Origin of the sequence: Nocardioides speluncae (assembly GCF_003121585.1) — a bacterium.
GTDB lineage: Bacteria > Actinomycetota > Actinomycetes > Propionibacteriales > Nocardioidaceae > Nocardioides > Nocardioides speluncae.
Genome location: NZ_QEOO01000042.1, coordinates 201,595 through 224,564, shown reverse-complemented (window position 1 = coordinate 224,564; position 22,970 = coordinate 201,595). Strand labels below are relative to the sequence as shown.

The 22,970-nt window shown below is 70.4% G+C and carries 20 protein-coding genes; 10 read left to right on the top strand and 10 right to left on the bottom strand.

Translation table 11 applies throughout. The features are described 5' to 3' along the window. Positions 1-84: 84 nt before the first annotated feature. Positions 85-1,548 (bottom strand): VWA domain-containing protein, encoded by a 1,464-nt coding sequence (locus tag DDV73_RS23865; RefSeq protein ID WP_109509763.1) that lies wholly within the window; start codon positions 1,546-1,548, stop codon positions 85-87. A gap of 369 nt (positions 1,549-1,917) precedes the next feature. Between DDV73_RS23865 and leuS the strand changes: the two genes are divergently transcribed. The 6 genes from leuS (at position 1,918) to holA (ending at position 10,579) form a co-directional block, all read left to right on the top strand. Beyond that, positions 1,918-4,383 (top strand): leucine--tRNA ligase, encoded by a 2,466-nt coding sequence (gene leuS / locus DDV73_RS23860; protein WP_109509762.1) that lies wholly within the window; start codon positions 1,918-1,920, stop codon positions 4,381-4,383. Positions 4,384-4,438: 55 nt separating this feature from the next. Next, a complete protein-coding gene (locus DDV73_RS23855; protein WP_109509761.1) occupies positions 4,439-5,302 on the top strand; it encodes a DegV family protein in 864 nt (287 codons plus the stop codon). A 43-nt stretch (positions 5,303-5,345) separates the two neighbouring features. After that, the gene (locus DDV73_RS23850) at positions 5,346-5,927 is read left to right on the top strand and encodes a GNAT family N-acetyltransferase (protein ID WP_240617443.1); all 582 of its coding nucleotides are present in this window, start codon (positions 5,346-5,348) and stop codon (positions 5,925-5,927) included. A gap of 99 nt (positions 5,928-6,026) precedes the next feature. After that, entirely contained in the window at positions 6,027-7,007 is a 981-nt protein-coding gene (locus tag DDV73_RS29380; RefSeq protein ID WP_109509760.1) for a ComEA family DNA-binding protein, read from the top strand. Between the two features lie 15 nt (positions 7,008-7,022). Continuing rightward, complete coding sequence (locus DDV73_RS23840) at positions 7,023-9,362, top strand: ComEC/Rec2 family competence protein (protein ID WP_109509759.1); 2,340 nt, start codon at positions 7,023-7,025, stop codon at positions 9,360-9,362. A 233-nt stretch (positions 9,363-9,595) separates the two neighbouring features. Continuing rightward, complete coding sequence (holA, locus tag DDV73_RS23835; RefSeq protein WP_109509758.1) at positions 9,596-10,579, top strand: DNA polymerase III subunit delta; 984 nt, start codon at positions 9,596-9,598, stop codon at positions 10,577-10,579. An 84-nt stretch (positions 10,580-10,663) separates the two neighbouring features. Here the strand turns inward: holA and rpsT are convergent, their stop codons facing one another. From rpsT to DDV73_RS23820, 3 genes are all read right to left on the bottom strand, one after another. Further along, complete coding sequence (rpsT, locus tag DDV73_RS23830; RefSeq protein ID WP_109509757.1) at positions 10,664-10,924, bottom strand: 30S ribosomal protein S20; 261 nt, start codon at positions 10,922-10,924, stop codon at positions 10,664-10,666. 96 nt (positions 10,925-11,020) lie between these two features. After that, positions 11,021-11,674 carry a phosphatase PAP2 family protein gene (locus tag DDV73_RS23825; protein WP_161962523.1) on the bottom strand — a complete coding sequence of 218 codons (654 nt, stop codon included), beginning with the start codon at positions 11,672-11,674 and terminating at the stop codon, positions 11,021-11,023. Next, on the bottom strand, positions 11,671-12,603 hold the full coding sequence (locus DDV73_RS23820; RefSeq protein ID WP_240617442.1) for a phosphotransferase: 933 nt from the start codon (positions 12,601-12,603) through the stop codon (positions 11,671-11,673). Before DDV73_RS23820 ends, DDV73_RS23825 begins: the two co-directional genes overlap by 4 nt. Before the next feature lie 72 nt (positions 12,604-12,675). Here DDV73_RS23820 and DDV73_RS23815 point away from each other — a divergent pair, with 72 nt between their 5' ends. Then, positions 12,676-13,800 carry a linear amide C-N hydrolase gene (locus DDV73_RS23815; RefSeq protein ID WP_161962522.1) on the top strand — a complete coding sequence of 375 codons (1,125 nt, stop codon included), beginning with the start codon at positions 12,676-12,678 and terminating at the stop codon, positions 13,798-13,800. A gap of 27 nt (positions 13,801-13,827) precedes the next feature. On the opposite strand, the gene DDV73_RS23810 is transcribed toward DDV73_RS23815, so the two are convergent. Together DDV73_RS23810 and DDV73_RS23805 are read right to left on the bottom strand one after the other, a co-directional pair. Continuing rightward, entirely contained in the window at positions 13,828-14,697 is an 870-nt protein-coding gene (locus DDV73_RS23810) for a CE1 family esterase (protein WP_109509753.1), read from the bottom strand. 24 nt (positions 14,698-14,721) lie between these two features. Further along, positions 14,722-15,594 (bottom strand): CE1 family esterase, encoded by an 873-nt coding sequence (locus tag DDV73_RS23805; protein WP_161962521.1) that lies wholly within the window; start codon positions 15,592-15,594, stop codon positions 14,722-14,724. Positions 15,595-15,821: 227 nt separating this feature from the next. Here DDV73_RS23805 and lepA point away from each other — a divergent pair, with 227 nt between their 5' ends. After that, the gene (gene lepA / locus DDV73_RS23800; protein ID WP_109509751.1) at positions 15,822-17,696 is read left to right on the top strand and encodes a translation elongation factor 4; all 1,875 of its coding nucleotides are present in this window, start codon (positions 15,822-15,824) and stop codon (positions 17,694-17,696) included. A 65-nt stretch (positions 17,697-17,761) separates the two neighbouring features. Here lepA and DDV73_RS23795 read toward each other — a convergent pair whose 3' ends face one another. The 4 genes from DDV73_RS23795 to DDV73_RS23780 form a co-directional block, all read right to left on the bottom strand. Continuing rightward, positions 17,762-18,814, bottom strand: coding sequence for a WD40 repeat domain-containing protein (locus DDV73_RS23795; protein ID WP_109509750.1), 1,053 nt, complete (start codon positions 18,812-18,814; stop codon positions 17,762-17,764). 19 nt (positions 18,815-18,833) lie between these two features. Next, the gene (locus DDV73_RS23790; protein WP_109509749.1) at positions 18,834-19,343 is read right to left on the bottom strand and encodes a DUF4919 domain-containing protein; all 510 of its coding nucleotides are present in this window, start codon (positions 19,341-19,343) and stop codon (positions 18,834-18,836) included. Then, positions 19,340-20,407, bottom strand: coding sequence for a hypothetical protein (locus DDV73_RS23785; protein ID WP_109509748.1), 1,068 nt, complete (start codon positions 20,405-20,407; stop codon positions 19,340-19,342). The genes DDV73_RS23790 and DDV73_RS23785 overlap by 4 nt, the downstream gene beginning before the upstream one ends. 160 nt (positions 20,408-20,567) lie before the next feature. Next, the gene (locus tag DDV73_RS23780) at positions 20,568-20,879 is read right to left on the bottom strand and encodes a hypothetical protein (protein ID WP_109509747.1); all 312 of its coding nucleotides are present in this window, start codon (positions 20,877-20,879) and stop codon (positions 20,568-20,570) included. A 165-nt stretch (positions 20,880-21,044) separates the two neighbouring features. Between DDV73_RS23780 and DDV73_RS23775 the strand changes: the two genes are divergently transcribed. After that, complete coding sequence (locus DDV73_RS23775) at positions 21,045-22,004, top strand: alpha/beta fold hydrolase (RefSeq protein WP_240617446.1); 960 nt, start codon at positions 21,045-21,047, stop codon at positions 22,002-22,004. Beyond that, on the top strand, positions 22,001-22,930 hold the full coding sequence (locus tag DDV73_RS23770) for an aminoglycoside phosphotransferase family protein (protein ID WP_109509745.1): 930 nt from the start codon (positions 22,001-22,003) through the stop codon (positions 22,928-22,930). Before DDV73_RS23775 ends, DDV73_RS23770 begins: the two co-directional genes overlap by 4 nt. The last annotated feature ends 40 nt before the right edge of the window (positions 22,931-22,970 follow it).

Genomic DNA, 22,970 nt, shown 5'->3' with positions numbered 1-22,970 from the left:
GGACGTGCTTGCGGATGTCAAGACTAAAACCTGGAAATTTGCCCGTTCCGTCCAAATTTATGGCGGTTTCGTTTTGCCTCGGGTTCAGGCGGGTTGTCCGATGAGCGCGAGCGTGAAGTACTTGGCCATCTGAGCCGGGTCGAGGACCTCGTAGGCGCCTCCACCAGTTGCCCCGGCGATCTCTCTGAGCGACTCGATGTCGGAGTCTTTGGTGATGCCGAAGGCCTGGATCGTGACCGGCTTGGCCGGGTCGAACAGCCGCCTGAGCTCGCTCAGCAGCTTCTCCTTCGAGACGCTGCCCGGGTCCTCGTTCTCGCCGTCGGTCATGATCGCCACCGAGTTGAAGGCGCCCGGCTTCCAGTCCTCCTGTGCGGAGCGGTAGGCGGCCAGCACGGTGTCGTAGAGGCCGGTACCGCCGGTGGTCATCGTCGGCAGCTTCCGCGCCTCGCCCAGGATCGCGTCCCGCTGGGTGCCGGACCCGACCTCGGCGTCCAGCTGCCGGGTGGGCAGCAGCTCCCGGTGGTCGGTGTCGCCCTCCAGCTTCTCGGAGAAGACCCAGATCCCCATGCCGGCGGTGTCGGGGAACAGACGCAAGCTGCTCTCGACGCTGCTCGCCAGCAGCTCGACCCGAGTGCTGTTGCCGGACTCGAAGTCCATTGAGCCGGACACGTCGACCACAGTCAGGATCCAGCCGGGCCGGCCGAGGGCTCCCCACCGACCGAGAAGCGACCCGAGGTCGTTGGCGTTCGGCAGCGCCAGGCGCGTGATGTCCTGGACGCCGTTCTTGATGTCAGCGCCGTCGGTCGAGCGGAACTTCGCCTTGGTGAGCCTCTCCTTGAACTCCGGTGACCTGAGTACCTCGGTCAGCGCCTCGGTCGTGCTTTCGACGTCCGCACGCCGGTCGTCGGAGGTGGTCAGCAGCACCGGGTAGTCAAGGAATGCGGTGCCCTTGGCGGGGACCGTCATCGGCAGTTTGGGCGCCCGGCTGAGCACGACCTGCTCGCTGACCGCGGTCAAGGCCTGTTCATCGGACTCCACCAACTCGACCCGCTTCGCGTCGGTCGGGAACTCGCCGTCGCCTTCCGACTGCGCCTGGGCGAGGGGCACGATCAGCTGGCTGGACTTCTCGAGATCAGACTCGGCTCCGGTTCCGACGAGCGGAAGGACGGCGGCGGTGCTGGTCGTCGGGTCGCCCATGATCAGGTCGCGGTCACTGATCAGGTCCGACCAGGTGGTGGGCGGGTCCTTGACCCTGGAGGCGATCACGATCGGCGTCGTCGCGAGTGAGGTGATCAGCCGCCGCGGTGGCGTCGACGCCCGTTGAGCTACCCGTGACTCCCACAGCAACGAGTCCGGGATCCATACGTCGGGAGCACCCTCGCCGGCCACGACCTTCTCGGCGGTCTCAGCGGACGAGGTCGGGCTCACCTCGATGTTGTCGCAGTCAGCCGTCACCTTCTGGATGACCTCGGCGATCTCCGGTGCTGCCTCGACCGTGATCGCAGGTCCACCGCAGCCGTCGGCACTGCCGTCGTCGTCGCTGCTCATCGATCGGACCGCGTAGGCGCCGCCGGCGATCGCGGCAACTACTGGGAGTACGGCGACGACCGGTCCCCACCGGACGTTCCGTCTCTCCTTGGCTGCCCTGTGCCGACCAAGCGACTCAGGGGTCGGGCCATGATTCGACAACTCCACCCCTCGTACTTGCAGTGGGCGGGAGTCTAACCGCGCGTCGAACGAAATGTGTGCAGTCACGTCGAACGCAAACCGGTTACTATGAGTCCATGAGTTCGCAGTTCCTGCTTCTTGGCCAGCCGCGCTGATCGAACAGATCGCGCGGCCACCCCTCTGTGTGAGGGGTTTTTTTATGCCCGACCACCAACCAGGCCAGACAGGATCGACAGAGAGAGCAGGACGATGACCCAGGAAGACGCGTCGTACGACATCGAGGCGACCCAGCAGAAGTGGCGCAAGGTCTGGGACGGACTCGACACCTTCGTCGCGGACGAGTCGTCGGGCCGGGAGAAGCGGTACGCGCTGACGATGTTCCCGTACCCCTCCGGCGACCTGCACATGGGCCACGCCGAGGTGACCGCCCTGCACGACGTGATCGCGCGCTACTGGTGGCAGCGCGGCTACGAGGTGCTGAACCCGATGGGCTGGGACTCGTTCGGGCTGCCCGCCGAGAACGCCGCGATCAAGAACGACGAGCACCCCGCGACGTACACCTACGCCAACATCGAGACCCAGTTCGCGTCGTTCAAGAACTACGGGCTGAGCTTCGACTGGACTCGCCGGCTGCACACCTCCGACCCGGAGTACTACCGCTGGACGCAGTGGCTGTTCCTGAAGTTCCGCGAGCGCGGGCTGGCCTACCGCAAGAACAGCCCGGTCAACTGGTGCCCCAACGACCAGACCGTGCTGGCCAACGAGCAGGTCGTCGACGGCAAGTGCGAGCGGTGCGGCGCCGAGGTCACCAAACGTGAGCTGACCCAGTGGTACTTCAAGATCACCGAGTACGCCCAGGAGCTGGTGGACGACCTGGACGTGCTGGCACCGACTTGGCCGGAGCGGGTGATCACCGCGCAGCGCAACTGGATCGGCCGGTCCGAGGGCGCCCACGTCGACTTCGCGGTCGAGGGTCGGGATCAGCCGATGACGGTCTACACGACCCGTCCGGACACGCTGTTCGGTACGACGTTCATGGTGGTCGCTCCGGACGCCGCGCTGGCCGCCGAGCTGGTCACCGACGAGCAGCGGCCGGCGTACGACACCTACCTGCAGCAGGTCCGCAAGGAGTCCGAGATCGAGCGGATGTCGACCGACCGGCCGAAGACCGGCGTCTTCCTGGGCGTGCACGCCATCAACCCGGCCACGGGCGCGCGGATCCCGGTGTGGGCGGCCGACTACGTGCTGGCCGAGTACGGCACCGGCGCGATCATGGCGGTGCCGTCGGGGGACCATCGCGACTGGGAGTTCGCGAAGAAGTTCGACCTGCCGATCGTGCCCACCGTGCAGGTGCCCGACGACTGGGAGGGCGAGGCCTACAACGGCGAAGGCCCCGCCATCAACTCCGCCAACGACGAGATCTCCCTGAATGGGATGGCCGTCGCCGAGGCGAAGCGCGCCATCACGGCCTGGCTGGAGGAGAAGGGCCTGGGCAAGGGCGCGGTCAACTTCCGGCTGCGTGACTGGCTGCTGAGCCGGCAGCGCTATTGGGGTGTGCCGATCCCGGTGATCCACTGCGAGAAGTGCGGCGAGGTCGACGTACCCGAGGACCAGCTGCCGGTCGAGCTGCCGGAGCTGCGCGGCGCCGACCTGAAGCCGAAGGGCGTCTCGCCGCTGGCCGCGGCCGAGGAGTGGGTCAACGTCGACTGCCCGCAGTGCGGGGGACCTGCCAAGCGCGACTCCGACACCATGGACACCTTCGTCGACTCGTCCTGGTACATGTTCCGCTACTGCTCGCCGACCGATGCCACACAGGCGTTCGACCCGGTGCTGGTGAACTCGTGGATGCCGTGCGACATCTACGTCGGCGGCGTCGAGCACGCCGTACTGCACCTGCTGTACGCGCGGTTCTTCACCAAGGTGCTGGCCGACATGGGGATGCTGGACTTCCGGGAGCCTTTCGCATCCCAGCTGAACCAGGGCATCGTCATCAACCAGGGCAAGAAGATGAGCAAGTCGCTGGGCAACGGCGTCAGTTTGGGGGACCAACTTGCTGACTTCGGTGTGGACGCGGTGCGGCTGACCCTGGTCTTCGCGGGGCCGCCGGAGGACGACATCGACTGGGCGGACATGTCGCCCGGCGGGTCGGTGCGCTTCCTGCAGCGGGCCTGGCGGCTGAGCGGTGACGTCACCTCGGCTCCCGGTACGCAGGCGGCTGACGGCGACGTGGCGCTGCGGCGGGTGACGCACCGGACCGTGCGTGATGCCGAGGAGCTGGTCGAGGGCTACCGGTTCAACGTGATGGTCGCGCGGGTGATGGAGCTGGTGAACGCGACCCGCAAGGCGATCGACTCCGGCTGCGGTCCGGCCGACCCGGCGGTGCGCGAGGCGGTCGAGGCCGTCTCAATCCTGCTGTCCCTGGTGGCGCCGTACACCGCCGAGGAGATGTGGGAGCGGCTGGGCAACCAGCCCAGCGTCGCGCGCGCCGGCTGGCCGAAGGTCGACGAGGCGCTGCTGGTCCAGGACTCCGTGGTGGCCGTGGTCCAGGTGCAGGGCAAGGTCAAGGCCCGCCTGGACGTCTCGCCGGCGATCAGCGAAGGCGACCTGGAAGCGGCCGCCATGGCGGACCCGGCCATCGTCAAGGCACTGGATGGCAAGCAGGTGCGCAAGGTGATCGTGCGCGCGCCGAAGCTGGTCAACATCGTGGCGGGCTGACCAGCCAGCGAACGCGCGCTGCGACCTGCCCCGCGCGCGCCGGTAGTCTCTGGCCATGCCCAGGATCGCGATCGTCACCGACTCGACCGCGAGTCTGCCGGCCGAGCTGGTGGCCAAGCACGACATCGTGGTGGTCCCGCTCCAGGTCGTGATCGGGGCCAAGGTCTACGACGAGGGCGTCGAGGGCGGCGCGACGCCGGACCTGGTGGCCGAGGCGCTGCGCGAATGGACGCCGGTGAGCACGTCACGGCCCGGCCCGGCGACGATGCTCGAGGTGTACGACGGGCTCGCGGCCGACGGCGTCGAGGAGATCCTGTCGGTGCATATCTCCGGCGAGATGAGCGGCACCTTCGAGTCAGCGCAGGTCGCGGGCCGCGAGGCCAAGGCGAAGGTGCTGCCCGTTGACTCGCGGCAGGTCGGCTACGCCACCGGGTACGCCGTACTCGACGCGGCGGAGGTTGTCGCCGGCGGCGGCTCGCTCGACGACGCCGCTGCGGCCGCGCGACGCCGGGCGTCCGCGGCGACGTCTCTGTTCTATGTCGACACGCTTGAGTACCTGCGCCGCGGTGGCCGGATCGGCGCGGCGGCGGCGGTGCTCGGCAGTGCGCTGGCGGTCAAGCCGCTGCTGCGGATCGACGACGGCCGGATCGCGACCCTGGAGAAGGTGCGCACCTCCTCGCGTGCGCTGACCCGGCTCGCGGATCTCGCGGTCGCCGCGGCGGGGGAGAGCCAGGTCGAGGTGAGCGTCGCGCACCTCGCGAACCCGACCGCGGCCGAGCAGCTCGTCGAGCGGCTCACCGAGCGGCTGGCCGACAACCTGTCCGGCCGAGAGGTCGGCTGCGGCGAGCTCGGCGCCGTACTGGGTGCACACGTCGGGCCCGGCATGCTGGCCACCTGCGTCGCGCCGATCGTGGGCTGACGCCGGGCGGGAATAGTCGACACTCGCGGGTTGTCTTGCTGGTGTGACCAGTTCCGGCGGAGACCACCGCGTCTTGATCCAGGGATCGACGATCCGCACTCCGCGGCTGGTTCTTCGGCCGTGGACCGCCGACGACGCGCCGGCGGCACTGTCGGTCTTCGGTGACGACGCGGTCACCCGCTGGCTCAGCCCCGCCATGTCGCGCATCTCGTCGGTTGATGAGATGGCAACGGTCATTTCGTCCTGGCTGGACACTCCACCGGTGCCGCCAGCCGGTCGCTGGGCGGTGACGGCGGCCGACACGGGCACCGTGCTCGGCGGCGTAGCGGTGCTCCCGCTGCCGCCCGAGCGCTCGGACCTCGAGGTCGGCTGGCAGCTCGATCCGTCGGCGTGGGGTCAGGGGTACGCCGCTGAGGCGGGTCACGCCGTCGCCCACCATGTCTTCGAGTCCGGGGTCGAGGAGCTGTTCGCCGTCGTCCGGCCTCGCAACGAGCGGGGTGCCCGTACCGCCACGTCGATCGGAATGGAGTGGGTCGGCGAGACGGAGAAGTACTACGACCTCCGGCTTCAGGTCTACCGCCTCCGCAAGGGCGAGCTCGACGTGCCGAGACTGCCCGGCAGCTAGCCGGCCCGGTTTTCGTCCACAGATCGCGGACCGCCGAGTTATCCACAGCCGGCGACTACCGGCTTTCGGGAGCGAGTCGCGCTGCCTACGTTCTTGGGCATGCGCTCCCGTCGTCACACCGCCGCCCAGGCCGAGGCCGTCTCCCGCCGCCTCGAGCTGCTGAGTGCCGAGCTCGCCGCGACTCGCGGCATGCCCGAGGAGACGTACGACGAGCCAGACACGGTCGTGCCTCCGGGCCGGGTGACCTATCCCGCGACCCACACCCGGGTGCCGATGGACTGGCTCGCCGCGGCCGAGGACCACACCCACGTGCCCGGTCTCCGTGAGCCTGAGCCGGCGTACGACGATGAGCCGCCGACCCGGATCCCGGTGCCGGGTCGGCATGCCGCGCGCCGGGCGGCCGCGTTCCCACTGCCTCAGGTGGTGCCGCCGACCCTGCGTGGGAGGGTCCGGCTCGGCCCCGGGCAGCTGGCCGTGGTCGCGGTGCTGGTGGCGCTCGGCCTGGCCGTGACCGCGTGGTGGGTGATCCGCGGGCAGCAGCCGGGGGAGTCGGTGACGGCCGCGCCGGCGGCGCCGCTGACCGGCGTACCCGATGGCTCGCCGAGCGGTGGGCCGATGACCGGTGCGGCAGCCGGGTCGACGCCGTCGGGTGAGGTCGTCGTCGACGTCGCCGGCAAGGTGCGCCGTCCGGGCATCGTCGTCCTCGACTCCGGCTCCCGGGTCGACGACGCGATCCATGCGGCCGGAGGGGTGCGTCGCGGCGTCGACCTCAGCTCGCTGAACCTGGCGCGAGTGCTCGTCGACGGCGAGCAGATCCTGGTCGGGATGCCGGCACCGACCGGCGCGCCGGGTGCCGCCGTGCCGAGCGCCGGTGCCCCGGACCCGACCGGCCTGGTCAACCTCAACACCGCGACCCTTGCCCAGCTCGACGAGCTGCCCGGGGTCGGCCCGGTCACCGGCCAGGCCATCATCGACTGGCGCACCGCCAACGGCGGCTTCAGCAGCGTCGACGAGCTGCTGGAGGTGGACGGCATCGGTGACGCCACCCTCGCCGACCTCGCTCCCCACGTCACGATCTAGACGCTGGAGCCTCCGATGCCGCACCTGCCCGATGCCGAAGCCGACGAGGATGGCGGGCGGGACGGCGTGGACGCGCCGGACCTACGGATGCCAGTCCTGGGCGCGGCGGCCTGGCTCGGCGGCCTGGTCGCGCTCACGCTGCCGTGGTGGGCAGGACTGGCCGCACTGGCGGGCGGTGCCGGGCTGCTGCTCGGCGTCCGACGGCGGCCGTGGACGCGGACGGTGCTCGCCTGTTTGCTGGTGGCGGCCGCGGTGGGTGGCTCGGCGCTGCTGCGCGAGGCCATGGTCGCTCGGAGCCCGGTCGCGGAGCTGGCGGTCGAGCGGGCGGCCGCTCGGACTGCGGTGACCATCACCTCCGACCCCCGCACGAAGCAGGGCCGGTTCTCGGAGTACGTCGTGGTTCGCGCGCGGACCCACGAGGTGCTCGGCCGCGGCGAGGTGCACCGGGTCGGCGTGCCGGTGCTGGTCATCGGCGACAGCTCGTGGCGCGACGTACAGCTCGGCAGCACGGTCCGGTTCCTCGGCCGGCTGGCACCGGCCGAGGACCACGACCTGGCGGCGGTCGTCACCGCCCGATCCGACCCGGAACTGGTCTCGAGACCGAGCCTCGCGTGGCGCGGGGCCGCGGCGGTGCGTGCCTCGATCCGCGAGTCGGTGGCGCACACGCCGGACGCGCCCCGTGCGCTGGTGCCGGCGCTGGTGGCCGGCGACGACCAGGACCTGCCCGAGGAGGTCGTCGCCGACTTCCAGACCTCCGGGCTGACCCATCTGCTCGCGGTCTCCGGCACCAACCTGACCCTGATCGTGGGCTTCCTGTTGATCGTCGCGCGGTGGGTGGGTGTGCGCCGCAGGTGGCTCTACGTCGTGGGCGCGGTCGGAATCGTCGGCTTCGTGCTGCTCGCGCGGACCGAGCCGAGCGTGGTCCGAGCGGCGGCGATGGGCACCTGTGCGCTGATCGCGATGGGCTCCAACGGCCGCGAGCGCGGAACGCGCGCGCTCGGCTGTGCTGTACTCGGCCTACTGCTGCTCGACCCGTGGCTGGCGACCTCGGCCGGCTTCGCGCTGTCGGTCCTGGCCACTGCGGGGATCCTGTTCCTCGGCCCGGCCTGGCGGGATGCCCTGCGGCGCTGGCTGCCCCGATGGCTCGCCGAGGCGCTCGCCGTGCCGCTGGCCGCGCAGCTGGTCTGTACGCCGCTGGTCGCGGTGCTCTCCGGGGAGATCAGCCTGGTGGCGGTGGTTGCCAACCTCCTGGTGGCGCCGGCGGTCGGGCCGGCGACGGTGCTGGGGGTGCTGGCCGGCCTGGTGGGTCTCGTCGTCGACGACCTCGGCCGACTCTTCGGTACCGCGGCCGGCTGGTGCGCCTCCTGGATCGTGGCCGTCGCCGACATCTGCGCGGCGCTTCCCGGTGCGTCGATGGGCTGGGGTGGCGGCGCGTGGGCAGTGCTCGGCCTTGTCGCGGTCTGTGGAGCGGTGCTGCTGCTCGGACCGCGCCTGCTGGCGCGACCGATGGCCGGGGCTGCCGGTTGCGTGCTGCTCGCCGTGGTGCTGCTGGTCGAGGTGCCGACCCCGGGCTGGCCGCCGGGGCGCTGGGTGCTGGCAGCCTGCGACGTCGATCAAGGCGACGGCCTGGTAGTCAACGCGGGCGGAGGGGCAGCCGTCGTGGTCGACGTCGGCCCGGAGCCGCAGGCGATGGACCGCTGCCTGCGCCGGCTCGGCGTCCGGACGGTCCCACTGCTGGTGCTGACCCACTTCCACATCGACCACGTGGCCGGCCTTCCCGGCGTACTCGACGGCCGCCAGGTCGGCGAGATCGACGTGACCTCGCTGCGCGAGCCGGCCGACAGCGCGGCCATCGTGGCGCGCCAGGCCGCGGGCGTGAGGGCGGTCGAACGGGTACCCGGGTACGGCGAGACCCGGCGGATCGGCGAGCTCACCATCCAGGTGATCGCACCGGCCGGCCGGGCGGCCGCGGGCGCCGGCGATGACGAGGGCAGCCGCGCCAACAACGCGAGTCTGGTCCTGCTGGTCGAGGTACGCGGGCTACGGCTGCTGCTCACTGGTGACATCGAGCCGGAGGCGCAGACCGCCCTTGGTGCAGCCCTCCCGGGCCTGACCGTCGACGTGCTCAAGGTGCCGCATCACGGCAGCCGCTACCAGGACTTCGACTTCCTGACCGGCCTGCGCTCGCGGCTGGCGCTGGTCTCGGTCGGCGCCGACAACGACTACGGCCATCCCGCTCCCGAGCTCGTCGACACCCTCGAAGCCGCCGGCACCGAGGTCCTCCGTACCGACGAGCGCGGCGACCTGGTCGTCGTCGAGAGAGGAGGTGAGCTGCGGGTGGTGACGGGGCGCTAGTGGTCATCTCCGTTGATTCGCCACGGTGGGCGGACGGCGGCTCGACGGCCAGTGGGCGCTGCGGCGGCGCGTCGCGCGCGTGTTGTCCATGGTGGTTGCGCGCCGTACGCGCGCGCCGCGGCCAAGCCGCTTGACGCTGCCCACCGGCCGCCGAGCCACCGCCCGCCAGGCCGAGGATCAATGGAGATGACCAATAGTCCGAGGTGTCGGTGTTGTGTGACAGGGTTGCGTCCATGGCGGGTCCGCGGGCGGGTGATGTGTTGGGGCGGGTCACTTTGGTGACCGGCAAGGAGGAGTTCTTCAACGACCGGACGGTGGGGGCGGTGCGGCGTGCGGTGCGCGAGCACGATGCCGAGGCCGACCTGTCCGATGCCACCGCCGGGGACCTCTCACCGGCCGCCCTCGGCGAGCTGGCGGCGCCGTCGTTGTTCTCGACGGTGCGCTGTGTCGTGGTCAGGGAGCTGGAGAACCTCTCCGACGACGCGGCTACCGCCGTCCTGGAGTACGCCGGGCAGCCGGCAGACGACGTGGCGCTCGTGCTGGTCCACAACGGCGGTCAGAAGGGGTCCGGGCTGCTGACCAAGCTGCGCAAGCTCGGCTCGGTCACCGAGGTGAAGTCCGAGCCGCTGAAGCCGAGCGAGTTCCCGCGCTTCGTCGAGGCCGAGGTCCGGATGCAGGGTGCTCGGATCGACTCCCAGGCCGCCTCGGTGCTGGTGCAGTCGGTGGGCCAGGACGTGCGCTCACTCGCTGCGGCCGCCCATCAGCTGACCAACGACTTCCCGGGCGAGCCGTTGACGGTCGACAAGGTGAAGCAGTACTTCGGCGGCCGGGCCGAGGCCAAGTCGTTCGCGGTCGCCGATGCCGCCTTCTCCGGCCGGACGGCCGCGGCGCTGGAGGAGCTGCGGTGGGCGCTGGACGGCGGTACGCCGCCGGTGCTGGTCACCTCGGCGTTCGCCGGCGGCGCCCGCGGGATCGCCCGCTACCTGGCCGCGCCGCGGGGGATGCGTGAGGGCGACCTGGCGCGCGAGGTCGGGGTGCCGCCGTGGAAGGTGCGCTCGATCAGGGATCAGTCTCGCGGCTGGTCCGACCGCGGCATCGCGAGCGCGATCCAGGCGATCGCTCGGGCCGACGCCGACATCAAGGGCGCGGCGACCGACGCGTCGTACGCGATGGAACGGTTGGTGCTGACCGTCACCGGTCTGCGCGAGGCGCGCTGACCCGGCCCCCGAAATGCACGAAAGCGAAATGCACGAAAGCGCCGTCCCGATGGGACGGCGCCGTGCAGCGTGGCGGTGCTGAACTCAGAGGGAGTTGGCCCGCTTCGCGATGGCCGACTTGCGGTTCGCGGCCTGGTTTTTGTGGATGACGCCCTTCGACACCGCGACGTCGAGCTTCTTCGACGCGGCGCGGCCGGCCGCGAGCGCGGCGTCCTTGTCGCCTGTCTCGGCGGCCTCGCGGAACTTGCGGACGGCGGTCTTCAGGCCGGTCTTCACCGACTTGTTGCGCTCGCGGGCAGCTTCGTTCTGCCGGTTACGCTTGATCTGGGACTTGATGTTCGCCACTACGCTGCGCTTTCGATCGTGTGTCAATGGTCGGAAAGTCTGGGTTCGCGGCCGGAACGCCGAGACGACCCGGCAGTAGACACGCGACCTGAAACTCTAGCAGCGGGCCTCCGAGCCGCCCAAATCCCACCGGCGCCGAAGCCAGGGCAGCAGCGGGGCGCAGGCAGCCACCCACGCGATCCCGAGCAGAACGCCGCCGAGCAGGTCGCTGGGGTAGTGGCCACCCAGTGCGAGCCGGGTCCAGCCCGAGAGCAGCGGGAACGCCACCGCAGCCACGACCGCCGCTACCCGGGCGCCGGGGCCCAGCCGCGGCCACGCCACCAGCAGCAGTGCCGCCGCGGCCAACGTGGCACTGCCGGAGTGCCCGGACGGAAAGCTCAGCCCGGAGAAGGCATGGACCGGCTCGGCGATCTCCGGCCGCGGCCGGTCGACCAGCTGTTTGAGGACCGGCCCGACGAGGCTGCCGATCCCTACCACTCCGAACAGCCAGAGCGCAGTCCCCGCCCGACGCCGCCACCAGAGCAGGAGGGAGACGACCGCGACCGCGAGCACGGTCCACTCCGCGTTCAGAGCGTCGGTCAGCGCGGCCAGCGCGCGCCGGTACCCATCGTGGCGGCGGGTGACATCGGTGATCCGCCGGACTGTCTCGGTGTCGACCTCGTGCAGTGGCGCCCACCCGGCCACCACCAGCGCGAGCAGGCCCAGGAACGCGGCCGCCGCGCAGCCGGCGACGACGAGTGCCGACCTCACGGGTTCCAGCCGCGCCGCTCTCCGAGCCAGGCCCAGATGACGTCGCGCTGCCAGGCCTGGGCGTCGCGGATATGCGGCGAGCTCGGCGGCACCGGCTCGTCGGCGGAGGTGAAGAAGTAGCCGGCGATCAGTGCCAACGCGATGTCGATGTGGTCGGCCGGTACGTCGTGCAGCAGCGGACGGCTGGCGATCACGGCGTCCACGTCGATGCCGTCGCCGCGGGGTCCGATCAGCGTGAACAGCGAGTCCAGCCAGTCGGCGCCGGCGACCGGCCAGTTCCAGTCACAGATCAGCACGCTGCCGTCGGGCCGGATCAGGAAGTTGTCATCGCGGACGTCGGTGTGAACCACGGTGTCGCCCTCGGCGATCTCGGTGTACCGGGCGGCGAGCTCAGCGGCCTCGGCGAGATGGGGCAGGTCCGGCCGGGACTCGGCGACGCGGTCCCAGTTCTCCGGCCAGTTGCTGAACTCGTCGAGGAAGTTGCCGAGCTCCAGACCCTCGGGGACGGGGGTGAGGACTTTCGCTGCCAGCTCGACCGCGTCCAGGCAGGCCGCCAGCTCGTCGTCCCGCCACGGCCGGTGCGGGTTGCGGCACTCGACGTACTCCAGACCGAGCACCACCCAGTCCTCGTCGATGGTCCACAGCAGCCGCGGCGCCGGCGCCTCGGGCGGCAGCGCGGCAAGCTTGCGGGCCTCCTCACGGTAGGCGGAGGCGAACATCCGCTGCGCCTTCGTCGAGGCGGCCTTCACGAAGTGCCGGCTCCCGTCGGCACAGGTCAGCACCGAGGCGAAGCCGGGCGTGAAGCCCGCACCCTGCGACACCGAGTCGACGACCGGCGCGCCGCAGCGCTCCTCGATGGCTGCGCGGAGCTCAGGCGGCAGGAAGCGCCACTCCAGGCGCTGGGCGGTGTTTCCGTGAGGAATGTGCACGCGCACATCGTGCCCAACCTGTTGCCTGCTCGCATCTGCGTTTGCCGGCGCGTCGGTGCCATGCTGATGAGCGTGTTGTCCCGTCGAGAGGTGCTCCAGGCCGGTGTGGGCGTGGCGGCCGGTGCCGCCCTGACCCCGCTGGCCGGCTGCAGCGAGAGCGGCTCGCCGGCCGAGACGGCGCAGCCGTCGGCGCCGGGCAGCGGTACGCCGAAGGGCGGCGGAACCACGACGGCCGAGCCTCTGCGGATCGTGCAGACCGGCGCCGAGCAGCAGCGCTCGCTGGCTTCGGTGGTCCGCATCGACGAGCACCCGACGTACCAGATCGACTGGTGGGGCAGCTCGCCCACGGTCGAGGGAGAGGGCGAGCTGAACGCGGCCGCCCGCGCCGAGTGGGCGGTGACGGCGAGCCTGCCGCCGTTCGGCTGCACGCTGTTCGCGGCGCTCGGCGACCCGGACCGCCCGATCGTGGCCCGCAACTTCGACTGGGATCCCCACCCTGCGATGGTCGTCCGCGCCCGCCCGAGCAACGGATTCGCCTCGACCGCGGTCACCGATCTCGCCTACTACGGGTTCGACGACATTCGCCGGCCACTCGACCTCGACGACGCGGGTGTCCGCGAGAGCATGTCGCGCGCGCCGAGCCTGGCCTTCGACGGCGTCAACGAGCACGGGCTGTTCATCGGCCTGGCCGCCGACGAGGGCGCCCGAGCGGCGTACTCCGACGACCTGCTCGCGGTGGGTGGGGTCAGCGTGCAGAGACTGGTGCTGGACCGGTGCCGGACCGTCGAGAGCGCCAAGGCGGTCGTGGCGGCGTACAACCTGGACTTCGCTGGTGGCCCGCCGCTGCACTACCTGATCGCCGACCGCGCCGGCGCCGCGACGATCGTCGAGTTCGTCGGCGGTCGGCTCACCTTCCACGACCGGCCAGAGCAGCAGCCCTGGCTGGTGCTGGAGAACTTCAACTACGGAGCGGTGCCCGAGCCGCAGCGATCGGCGTACCCCCGATGGAACGGCTGCACCGAGCGGCTCGCCGACAGCGACGGCCGGATGACCGTGGGTGCTGCCCTGGAGACGCTGTACGACGTCCGGCAGGACCACACCCAGTGGTCGGTGGTCTACGACCTGGCGAACGGCGACGCGCACCTATTCACCGGTCAGGCGCGCGAGCGGGTCCATCGGATCCCGCTCGCGCGCTGACCTCCCCTCCTGGGTGAGGGGAGGGCCCTAGGGCTTCGGGTTCGCCTGCAGGAACGACCACACCCGATTGTGGAAATCGGTGAGCGCCGCTCCCGTCGGGTAGGAGTGGCTGGTGCCGGTGTAGGTGCGCCAGAGCACCTGCTCGCCGGCGGCACACGAGTAGACCCGGCCGTTCGCACCGAACGAGTTCGGGTCGGCGGTGCCGGTGGTCTCGCAGCTGCTGCGGGTCAGCCAGGCGTTGCGGGCGTCGGTGCTCTGCGGCGAGGTCGGGAAGAGCGGGTCGCCCTCGACGTTGACCACGCCGACCGACACCGGCCGGCTCACGGTGCAGCCGGTGGTCAGCTCGCCGGAGATGGTGCTGACGCCGGACGCGAAGGTGCTCTCGTGGTCGCAGAGGACCCGCTGGGTCATGTAGCCGCCCAGCGAGCCGCCCTCGGCGTACACCCGGTTGCTGTCGATGCAGTACGTCGCCTTGACCTGGTCGACGACCCGCTTCACGAACGTGGAGTCGCCGGAGTTCGGGAGCAGGTTCCAGCCCTGGCCCCAGCTGCTGCCGGCGGGGTAGGCGACGATGAACTTCTTACTGTCGGCGTACGGGCTCCAGCCGGAGGCGACCTCCTGGAAGAACGCGTTGGAGCCGAGGCCGTGGAAGTCCATCAGCAGCGGCACGCTGCCGGACAGGCCGGACGGGACACGGATGTTGTAGCTGCGCGCCTCGATGCCGATCCAGATCACCTTGGTGACGGTGCCGCCGGTCGGCGTGAGCGAGCAGGCGGCCGCGGGTGCGGGTGCGGCGGCCTGGGTGTGGGCCGGGACGAGCGCCACGAGCAGTGGCGCCACGATCCCGACGGCGAGCCCGGCGGCGAGCCGCCGGAGCCGTGATGCGGTGATGGACATCTTCTTCCTCCAGGTGAAGTGGCGTCAGGCCTTGGGATGGGCCTGCAGGAACGACCAGACGCGGTCGTGGAAGTCGGTCAGCGCGGCGCCGGTCGGGTAGGCGTGGCTGGTGCCGGCGTAGGTACGCCAGAGGACCTGCTCACCGGCGGCACACGAGTAGACCCGGCTGTTGGCGCCGTACTGATTGGGTACGGCGGTACCCGTGGTCTCGCAGTCGCTCCGCTCGAGCCAGGCGTCGCGGGCGTCGGTGCTCTGCGGCGAGGTCGGGAAGAGCGGGTCGCCCTCGACGTTGACGATGCCGACCGAGACCGGGCGGTCGATGGTGCAGCCGGTGGTGAGCTCGCCGGAGATGGTGCTGACGCCGGCGGCGAAGGTGCTCTCGTGGTCGCACAGGACGCGCTGGGTCATGTAGCCGCCCAGCGAGCCGCCCTCGGCGTACACCCGGTTGGCGTCGACGCAGTAGGTGGCCTTGATCTGGTCCACCATCTTCTTCACGAACGCCGAGTCCCCGGAGTTGGGCGTCAGGGTCCAGCCCTGTCCCCAGCTGCTGCCGGCGGGGTAGGCGACGATGAACTTCTTGCTGTCGGCGTACGGGCTCCAGCCGGTCGTCGTCTCCTGGAAGAACGCGTTGGAGTTGAGCCCGTGGTGGCTGACCAGCAGCGGCACGCTCCCGGACAGGCCGGCGGGCACTCGGATGTTGTAGCTGCGCAGCGTGGCGCCCATCCAGATCGTCTTGGTGACCGTTCCCCCGGTCGCGGTCAAGGAGCAGGCGGCGGCCGCCGGGGGAGCGGGCTCGGTTCGTGCCGGCGCGGACATCATCACCACCAGAAGTGGCGCGAGCAGGCCGACGGTGAGGCCGGCGGCGAGCTTGGCGAGCGTGGTCGAGGAGTGGCGCATGTGAGGGGACCTTCCAAGAAGTGGAACGCGTTCCACCGAATGTATGACCAACATCACTGCGTGAAAAGGGGTAGAAGCGATCAACTTCGATCAGAAGCAAGAAATGTCTGGCATCAGACATCGCGTCTGGGCGCGGTCGGCGAATCGTCGCCGAGGCGGGGTCTGCTGGGTGCGCATGGGAGAATGTCGCGACCTCGAAGTGAGCACCGATCCGACGAAAGACGTACGTGGCCAACAAGCACGCGCCCGCGCCAGGCCAGACCGACCCGGCGATCATCCGTAACTTCTGCATCATCGCCCACATCGACCACGGCAAGTCGACGTTGGCCGACCGGATGCTGCAGCTGACCGGTGTCGTCGACGAGCGCGCTGCCCGGGCGCAGTACCTCGACCGGATGGACATCGAGCGCGAGCGCGGGATCACGATCAAGAGCCAGGCCGTCCGGATGCCGTGGACCGTCGAGGCCGGCAACGAGCAGGACGCCGAGCCCGGCACCTACATCCTCAACATGATCGACACCCCGGGCCACGTCGACTTCACCTACGAGGTGTCGCGGTCGCTGGAGGCCTGCGAGACCGCCGTACTGCTGGTCGACGCGGCGCAGGGGATCGAGGCGCAGACGCTGGCCAACCTCTACCTCGCGCTCGGCGCAGACCTGCACATCATCCCGGTGCTCAACAAGATCGACCTGCCCTCGGCCAACCCGGAGAAGTACGCCGCGGAGCTGGCCGGCATCATCGGCTGCGACCCGGCCGACGTGCTCCTGACCAGCGCAAAGACCGGTGCCGGAGTGGCCGAGCTGCTCAACGAGATCGTCAAGCAGACCCCACCGCCGGTGGGTGAGGCCGACAAGCCGGCCCGCGCGCTGATCTTCGACTCGGTCTACGACACCTACCGCGGCGTGGTGACCTACGTCCGGGTCGTCGACGGCAAGCTCACCCACCGCGATCGCATCAAGATGATGTCGACCGGTGCCGTCCACGAGATGCTCGAGGTCGGCGTGATCAGCCCGGAGCCGGTGAAGGCCGGGGAGATCGGTGTCGGCGAGGTCGGCTACCTGATCACCGGCGTGAAGGACGTTCGCCAGTCCCGCGTCGGCGACACCGTCACCAGCCAGCATCACGGAGCGACCGAGCCGCTCGGCGGCTACAAGCACCCCAACCCGATGGTGTTCGCCGGGCTGTACCCGATCGACGGTGACGACTACCCGGTGCTGCGCGACGCCCTGGAGAAGCTCCAGCTCAACGACGCCGCGCTGGCCTACGAGCCGGAGACCTCCGGCGCGCTCGGCTTCGGCTTCCGGTGCGGCTTCCTCGGTCTGCTGCACATGGAGATCGTCCGTGAGCGGCTGGAGCGGGAGTTCAACCTCGACCTGATCTCGACCGCGCCCAACGTGGTCTACGAGGTCACCATGGAGGACGGCACCGAGGTCGAGGTGACCAACCCGAGCGAGTATCCCGAGGGCAAGATCGCCGAGGTCCGCGAGCCCGTCGTCCGCGCGACGATCCTGGCGCCGGCGGACTTCATCGGCACGATCATGGAGCTGTGCCAGACCAAGCGCGGCAGCCTGCAGGGCATGGACTACCTGTCCGAGGACCGGGTCGAGATGCGCTACACGCTGCCGATGGGTGAGATCGTCTTCGACTTCTTCGACCAGCTGAAGTCGCGCACCAAGGGCTACGCCTCGCTCGACTACGAACGCTCCGGCGAGCAGGCGGCGGACCTGGTCAAGGTCGACATCCTGCTCCAGGGCGAGCCGGTCGACGCGTTCTCCGCGATCGTGCACAAGGACGCGGCGTACGGCTATGGCGTGATGCTCGCCGGCAAGCTGAAGGAGCTCATCCCGCGGCAGCAGTTCGAGGTGCCGATCCAGGCGGCCATCGGCGCCCGGGTGATCGCCCGCGAGAACATCCGCGCGATCCGCAAGGACGTGCTCGCCAAGTGCTACGGCGGCGACATCACCCGTAAGCGCAAGCTGCTGGAGAAGCAGAAGGAAGGCAAGAAGCGGATGAAGATGGTCGGCCGGGTCGAGGTGCCGCAGGAGGCCTTCATCGCGGCGCTGTCGACCACCGGTCCGACCGACAAGGGCGGCAAGAAGTAGCGCTCGCCTGGGTGGTACTCGGCAGGTGTGCGGGCGGTTCGACCTCGGGCGCCCGCGGGCGCCGGTCAGCGTTTCGGGAGCTCGAACCGGTCGCGGATCGCTCCGGTCCGGACCTCCCACGAAATGACGCCGTCGGACCCCTCCACCGAGAAGAGGGTCCGGCCGTCGGGGGAGAAGACGACCGCGCCGGGCTCGTCGGAGTGGCCGACCAGCTCGCGGACCGGGCTCTCGCTAGCGGACTCCCCGAGGCTCCATAGGCGGACGACGTCGTCCTTGGTGTCGGTGACCGCGAGGGTGTCGGAGCCGGGCGCGAAGGCGAGGTCGCGCAGCTGACGCTCGGGAAGCTGGTCGACCTGGGCGAAGTCGTCGGTCTCCCACACCGTCGGCGCTCCGTCCGTGCCGGGACCCGCCAGCCACCGACCGTTCGGGCTCCAGGCCAGGCCGAACGCCGTCGACCCGGACCCCTCCGCGGTGGCCACGGCGTCGCCGGAGTCGACGGCGTACACGCGGACCTGGTCGCTGGCGGCCGCGAGCAGCTCGCCGTCGGGGCTGAAGGCAAGCGCAGAGGCGTCGTCGCCGCCGGTCTCGATGGCGGCCACCTCGGCGCCGTCCTCGACCGACCAGACGATCACCTGGCCGTCCATGTCGGCGCCGGCGACCAGCGTGCCATCGGGACTCAACGCGACCGCCCGGACCGGCGACGCGTCTACGACGTCCTCGTCGTGGAGCCCGGTGAGCTCGCGGACGACCTCGCCCGACTCATCGGTGAGCACCACGGTCGCGCCGTCCCCGACACTCGCGAACAGCGACCAGTCCGGGCTGACCGCGACGTGGCTGCCGTCGTCGACCTGCTGGAGGGTTCCCTCGGCGGCGTCCCAGCGGCAGATGCCGCCCGCGCAGTCGGCCAGCACCTCACTCCCGTCCGCGCTCACCCAGAGCTGGTCGGGCAGGACCAGGCTGAACGGGACGTCACCGGCCGGCTCGGACTGCTCGGTCCCGTTCGAGTCACCGCCGTCGTCCCCGCTGGACCCGTCAGCACAGCCGGCCAGGGTGCTCGCGGCGACCAGCAGGCCGACCAGTGCGCTCGCGTACGCCGCCCGGCGAGGCGTGCTCCGCATGATGGCTCCTTCCGTCGGCTCAGACGCGATCGAACAGCTCGGTGACGTCGAAGTAGACGTCGCTGCCGTCGGCGCAGATGTGGTGGTCGAGGTAGCGCGCTCCGTCCCTGACGAGCTCCTGACGAGCCGGAGTCTTCTTCATCGAGCTGAGTACGTCGTACTCGTCACGGACGCGTAGCACCGACCAGGGCCGCTCGGCGCTGCCGTCGCCGGTGGAGACGATGCTGGCGACGGCGGCGCGTGCGAGCGTGGACTCCCGCGCGGCGACCTGGGTCTGTCCGGTGTGGCGCAACGCGCTGGCGAGGCGGGTGTGTACGCCGGGGCTGAACAGGCCGCCGGGCATCAGCTCGCGCAGGGCGGTGACCGCCTCGGCGTACCTGCCGCTTGCGAGCAGCGGGTCGACGGTTCGGTCGAAGGTGAGGTCCGCGCTGAAGTTCGGCGCGGATCGCACGGCCCGACGCAGTGCACTCAAGGTGGCCGGCCCGGGCTCGGACAGATAGGCGGTGACCAGATCTTCGTAGGTTCTCATTCCTGGCTCTCCTCAAGAAGCCGGTCCAGCTCGTCCTCGGTCAGCCCGTCGACGTACTCCCTGCCCTCGTCCCGGGCGTTCGACTCGACCGGCTGCTCGTAGTACTCCTCGTAGGCGTCGCCGGGGATCTCCGGGTCATCGGGGCCGTCGGAGTCCTGGTAGTTGTCGAAGTTGTCCTCCCACGCGTCGGCCTGGTCCTCGGTGATCCCGTCGTCCTCGTGCATGTCGAACGGGTCGTCCTCCCAGGGAAACTGCCAGTCGTTGTTGTCCCGGACGGCTTCGTGCTGGCGGGCGTGCTGCATCTCGTGGGCGACGGTGTGGAGGATGTCGGGGTCGTCGATATTGTCGATGTTGAGTCGGACCTCGCCGCCGTTCTCCTCGCTCCACGAGCCGTTGCCGCTCAGCTGCTCCCAGATGATCGTGGGGTTGTCGATGCCGTAGGCCTCGGCGAGCTCCTCGATCTGCTGCTCGATGATCGCCTTGCGCTCGTCGTCGCTGAGCTCGGACCAGCGCTTGGCGACCTCGGGGGAGACGGTGCCCCGCTCGTCGATCTCCGAGACATGACCCGCTGGGATGCCGTTGGCGATGGTCGCGTCGACCACCGCCGCGTTCGCCAGGATGGTGGAGATGTCGTCGGCGATTGCCTGGGCCTGGCCGCTGCGGCCGCGGCCGTACTCCTCGGCCTCCCACCTGTTGTTGAACTCCGGGGGAGTGGCGCCGTCGGTCACCGATCCGTCTGCCGCGATCCCGAACTCCTGGGTCCGCGCCGTGTCGACCACGTCTTTGACCAGGCGCTCGATCTCGATGACGTCGGTCTCGGCGGCGATTAGTGCTCGCTGAAGCTTGCGCTTGCCCTCGACGTGGGTCGTCATCTGGCCGACCAGGGCGTTGCGCCGGGCCACGGCGAAGAACCGCGAGAGCCCCTGCCACGAGTCGGGGATGCCCTGTTTCTCGAGCCCGTCTCGGCTCTCCTCGAGGGCGTCCGCATCTTTCTTGACGCTCTCACCCGCCTTGCCGAGCGGTGCGGACCGCCAGGTCTGGACCTCGCCGAAGGTGAGCGTCATCAGTGGTCACTCCCGGAAGTTCTTCGAGGGTATGAGTGGTCAGGGTGCGTGCAGCGCAAGGCGTCGGAGGGAGGCGGGCCGGTGGCCCGTCGACCGACGGCAACGCAGCGATGTGCGTGCCCTGACCACTCAGACACCGACGAACTTCCGGGAGTGACCACTAGTTGCCTCCGATGAGGCCGAAGAGGTCGTCGAACAGGCCGCCGGCAGCTCCGTCGGTGGTCTGGGTGTCGGCGCTGGTCGCGGCGATGTCGTTCCCGAACGCCTCGGTGCTGTCTGCCCAGGCCTTGATCTCCTCGTCCCAGCTAGTGCCTAGCTCCGACAGGAAGCCGACCGACTTCGCCCCCGGGATGGCCGCGCCGACCGCGCCGAGGGGAACCGACGAGCCGTGCCCGCGCGCGATGTCGGCGGCTTTGGTGGCCGCGTTCTCGGCCTGCTTCATGTCTTTCTGGCTGAGCTGGAAGGTTGACATTCCCTCTGCATTCCTCGTTGTTCCGCACCTCGTCGGCGCCTGGGTCGAGACATCTCCCCGAAGGCCACGTCGTTCAAACGGGCGGCCGACGAGACTCAGCCGTGGCGACCGTCACGTACCATCGGTATGGATTCGGCAGGTCGCCGGAGGACGGGACTGGTGGGGATGAGCCGGCAGCGCGAGGGCTACAGCGGCAAGCAGGTCCCGGTGACAGCTCCCGACGGCACCCGCCTGTACGTCGAGGTGGACGGCCCCGAGCGGGCCGAGGTCACCGTGGTCTTCATCCACGGCATCATCGTCGACCTCGCCACCTGGATCGAGCAGCGGGAGTTCTTCCAGGACACCGACGTGCGCCGGGTCTTCTACGACCACCGCGGGCACGGCCGCTCCGGCTGGCGCGGGCTGGACCCCTCGATCGCCGGTGTCCGGCAGCTCGGCGACGACCTCGCCGCCGTGATCGAGGCGACCGCGCCGACGGGTCGGGTCGTGCTGGTCGGCCACTCGATGGGCGGGATGACGATCATGGGCCTGGCCGCCCAGCAGCCGCGCCTGCTCCGCGAGCGGGTGGCCGGCGTACTCCTCGTGTCGACCAGCGCCGGACCGCTACGGAAGACGATCACGCTCGGCTTCCCCGACCGGATGGCGCCGGTGCACCAGCTGCTCAGGCTGCTTGCGGTGCCGGTGTTCGCCGGCGTCGGCCGGCTGCCGCACGCCGCGTGGCGCCGGGTCGGCCTGCGTCCGTCCCTGCTAGCGGCCAGCAAGATCGCGGTCGGACCCAGCGGCCCCCGCAGCGCTCGGACCCGCACCGCGCACATGGTGCACCGCAGCCGGCTGCGGTTCACGACCCGGTTCGTGCCCAGGGTGCTGGCCCACGACGAGCGGATGACGATGGCCCGGCTGGAGCCGGCCCGGACCGTGGTGCTGTCGGGTGACCGCGAACGGCTGGTTCCCCACGCCGACAGCCTGAGCCTGGCCCGGCTGGCCGACGGCGCCCGCCTGGTCGTGGTCGACGGCGCCGGGCACATGCTGCCGTACGAGGCTCCCGACATCGTGAGCTCCGAGATCGCCGCGATGGTCGGCCTCGCCGCCGCCGAGACCGCGTCCGCGCGGGACCAGCTCGCTTGACCGCGGCAGTCGAGGTCCCGGAGGGACTGCGGGAGCAGGCCGAGCTCGGACCGAACTGGGCGGCCTGGCTGGAGCGGCTCCCGGCGCTGACCACCGATCTGCTGGCCGACTGGCAGCTGAGTGTCGACGGCGAGCCGATGCACGGTTTCTGCGCGCTGGTTATCCCTGTCCGAACCCCGGCCGGTCGGGCGTGCGTACTCAAGGTGCACCTACCCGATGAGGAGTCCGAGCACGAGCATCTCGCCCTTCAGCGCTGGCACGGCAACGGCACCGTCCAGCTGCTGCGGGCGGACCCGCACCGGTTCGCGATGCTGCTCGAGCGCCTGCATGAGGACGACCTCGAGGACCTCTGGGACGTCGAGGCCTGCGAGATCGTGGCCGGGCTCTATAGCCGCATCCACGTCCCGGCGCTGCCGCAGCTGCGCACGCTGACGTCGTACGTCGACCGCTGGACCACCGCGCTCGCCGGCCTGCCGCGCAGCGCGCCGGTACCGCGCCGGCTGGTCGAGCAGGCGGTCTCGCTGGGGCGTGACTTCGTTGCCGACCCCGCCAGCGTCGGCACCATGATCCACACCGACCTGCACTACGAGAACGTGCTCGCCGGCGACCGGGAGCCCTGGCTGGTGATCGACCCGAAGCCGGTCAGCGGCGACCCGCACTACGAGCCGGCGCCGATGCTGTGGAACCGCTGGGACGAGATCGTCGACTCCGGCAACGTCCGTGAGGGCGTACGCCGCCGCTTCCACACCCTGATCGACGCCGCCGGTCTCGACGAGGACCGGGCGCGCGACTGGGTGGTGGTCCGGATGGTGCACAACGCGCTCTGGGCGGTCGAGGACGCCGAGCGCGCCGGCCGCGGTCTCGACGCCGACGAGCGCGACTGGATCACCCAGTGCATCGCGGTCGCCAAAGCAGTTCAGGACTGAGCTGGCCCGGACGGGCCGGCTGCCTCGTTAGTCTCCGGAC

Bases quoted from the DNA above. Each gene is read 5' to 3' on its own strand.
- leuS (WP_109509762.1), top strand. From the start codon at position 1,918: ATGACCCAGGAAGACGCGTCGTACGACATCGAGGCGACCCAGCAGAAG.
- DDV73_RS23775 (WP_240617446.1), top strand. From the start codon at position 21,045: ATGAGCCGGCAGCGCGAGGGCTACAGCGGCAAGCAGGTCCCGGTGACA.
- DDV73_RS23865 (WP_109509763.1), bottom strand. From the start codon at position 1,548: ATGAGCAGCGACGACGACGGCAGTGCCGACGGCTGCGGTGGACCTGCG.
- DDV73_RS23810 (WP_109509753.1), bottom strand. From the start codon at position 14,697: ATGTCCATCACCGCATCACGGCTCCGGCGGCTCGCCGCCGGGCTCGCC.
- DDV73_RS29380 (WP_109509760.1), top strand. From the start codon at position 6,027: ATGCGCTCCCGTCGTCACACCGCCGCCCAGGCCGAGGCCGTCTCCCGC.
- holA (WP_109509758.1), top strand. From the start codon at position 9,596: ATGGCGGGTCCGCGGGCGGGTGATGTGTTGGGGCGGGTCACTTTGGTG.
- DDV73_RS23795 (WP_109509750.1), bottom strand. From the start codon at position 18,814: ATGCGGAGCACGCCTCGCCGGGCGGCGTACGCGAGCGCACTGGTCGGC.
- DDV73_RS23780 (WP_109509747.1), bottom strand. From the start codon at position 20,879: ATGTCAACCTTCCAGCTCAGCCAGAAAGACATGAAGCAGGCCGAGAAC.
- DDV73_RS23790 (WP_109509749.1), bottom strand. From the start codon at position 19,343: ATGAGAACCTACGAAGATCTGGTCACCGCCTATCTGTCCGAGCCCGGG.
- DDV73_RS23805 (WP_161962521.1), bottom strand. From the start codon at position 15,594: ATGCGCCACTCCTCGACCACGCTCGCCAAGCTCGCCGCCGGCCTCACC.
- DDV73_RS23855 (WP_109509761.1), top strand. From the start codon at position 4,439: ATGCCCAGGATCGCGATCGTCACCGACTCGACCGCGAGTCTGCCGGCC.
- DDV73_RS23840 (WP_109509759.1), top strand. From the start codon at position 7,023: ATGCCGCACCTGCCCGATGCCGAAGCCGACGAGGATGGCGGGCGGGAC.
- DDV73_RS23785 (WP_109509748.1), bottom strand. From the start codon at position 20,407: ATGACGCTCACCTTCGGCGAGGTCCAGACCTGGCGGTCCGCACCGCTC.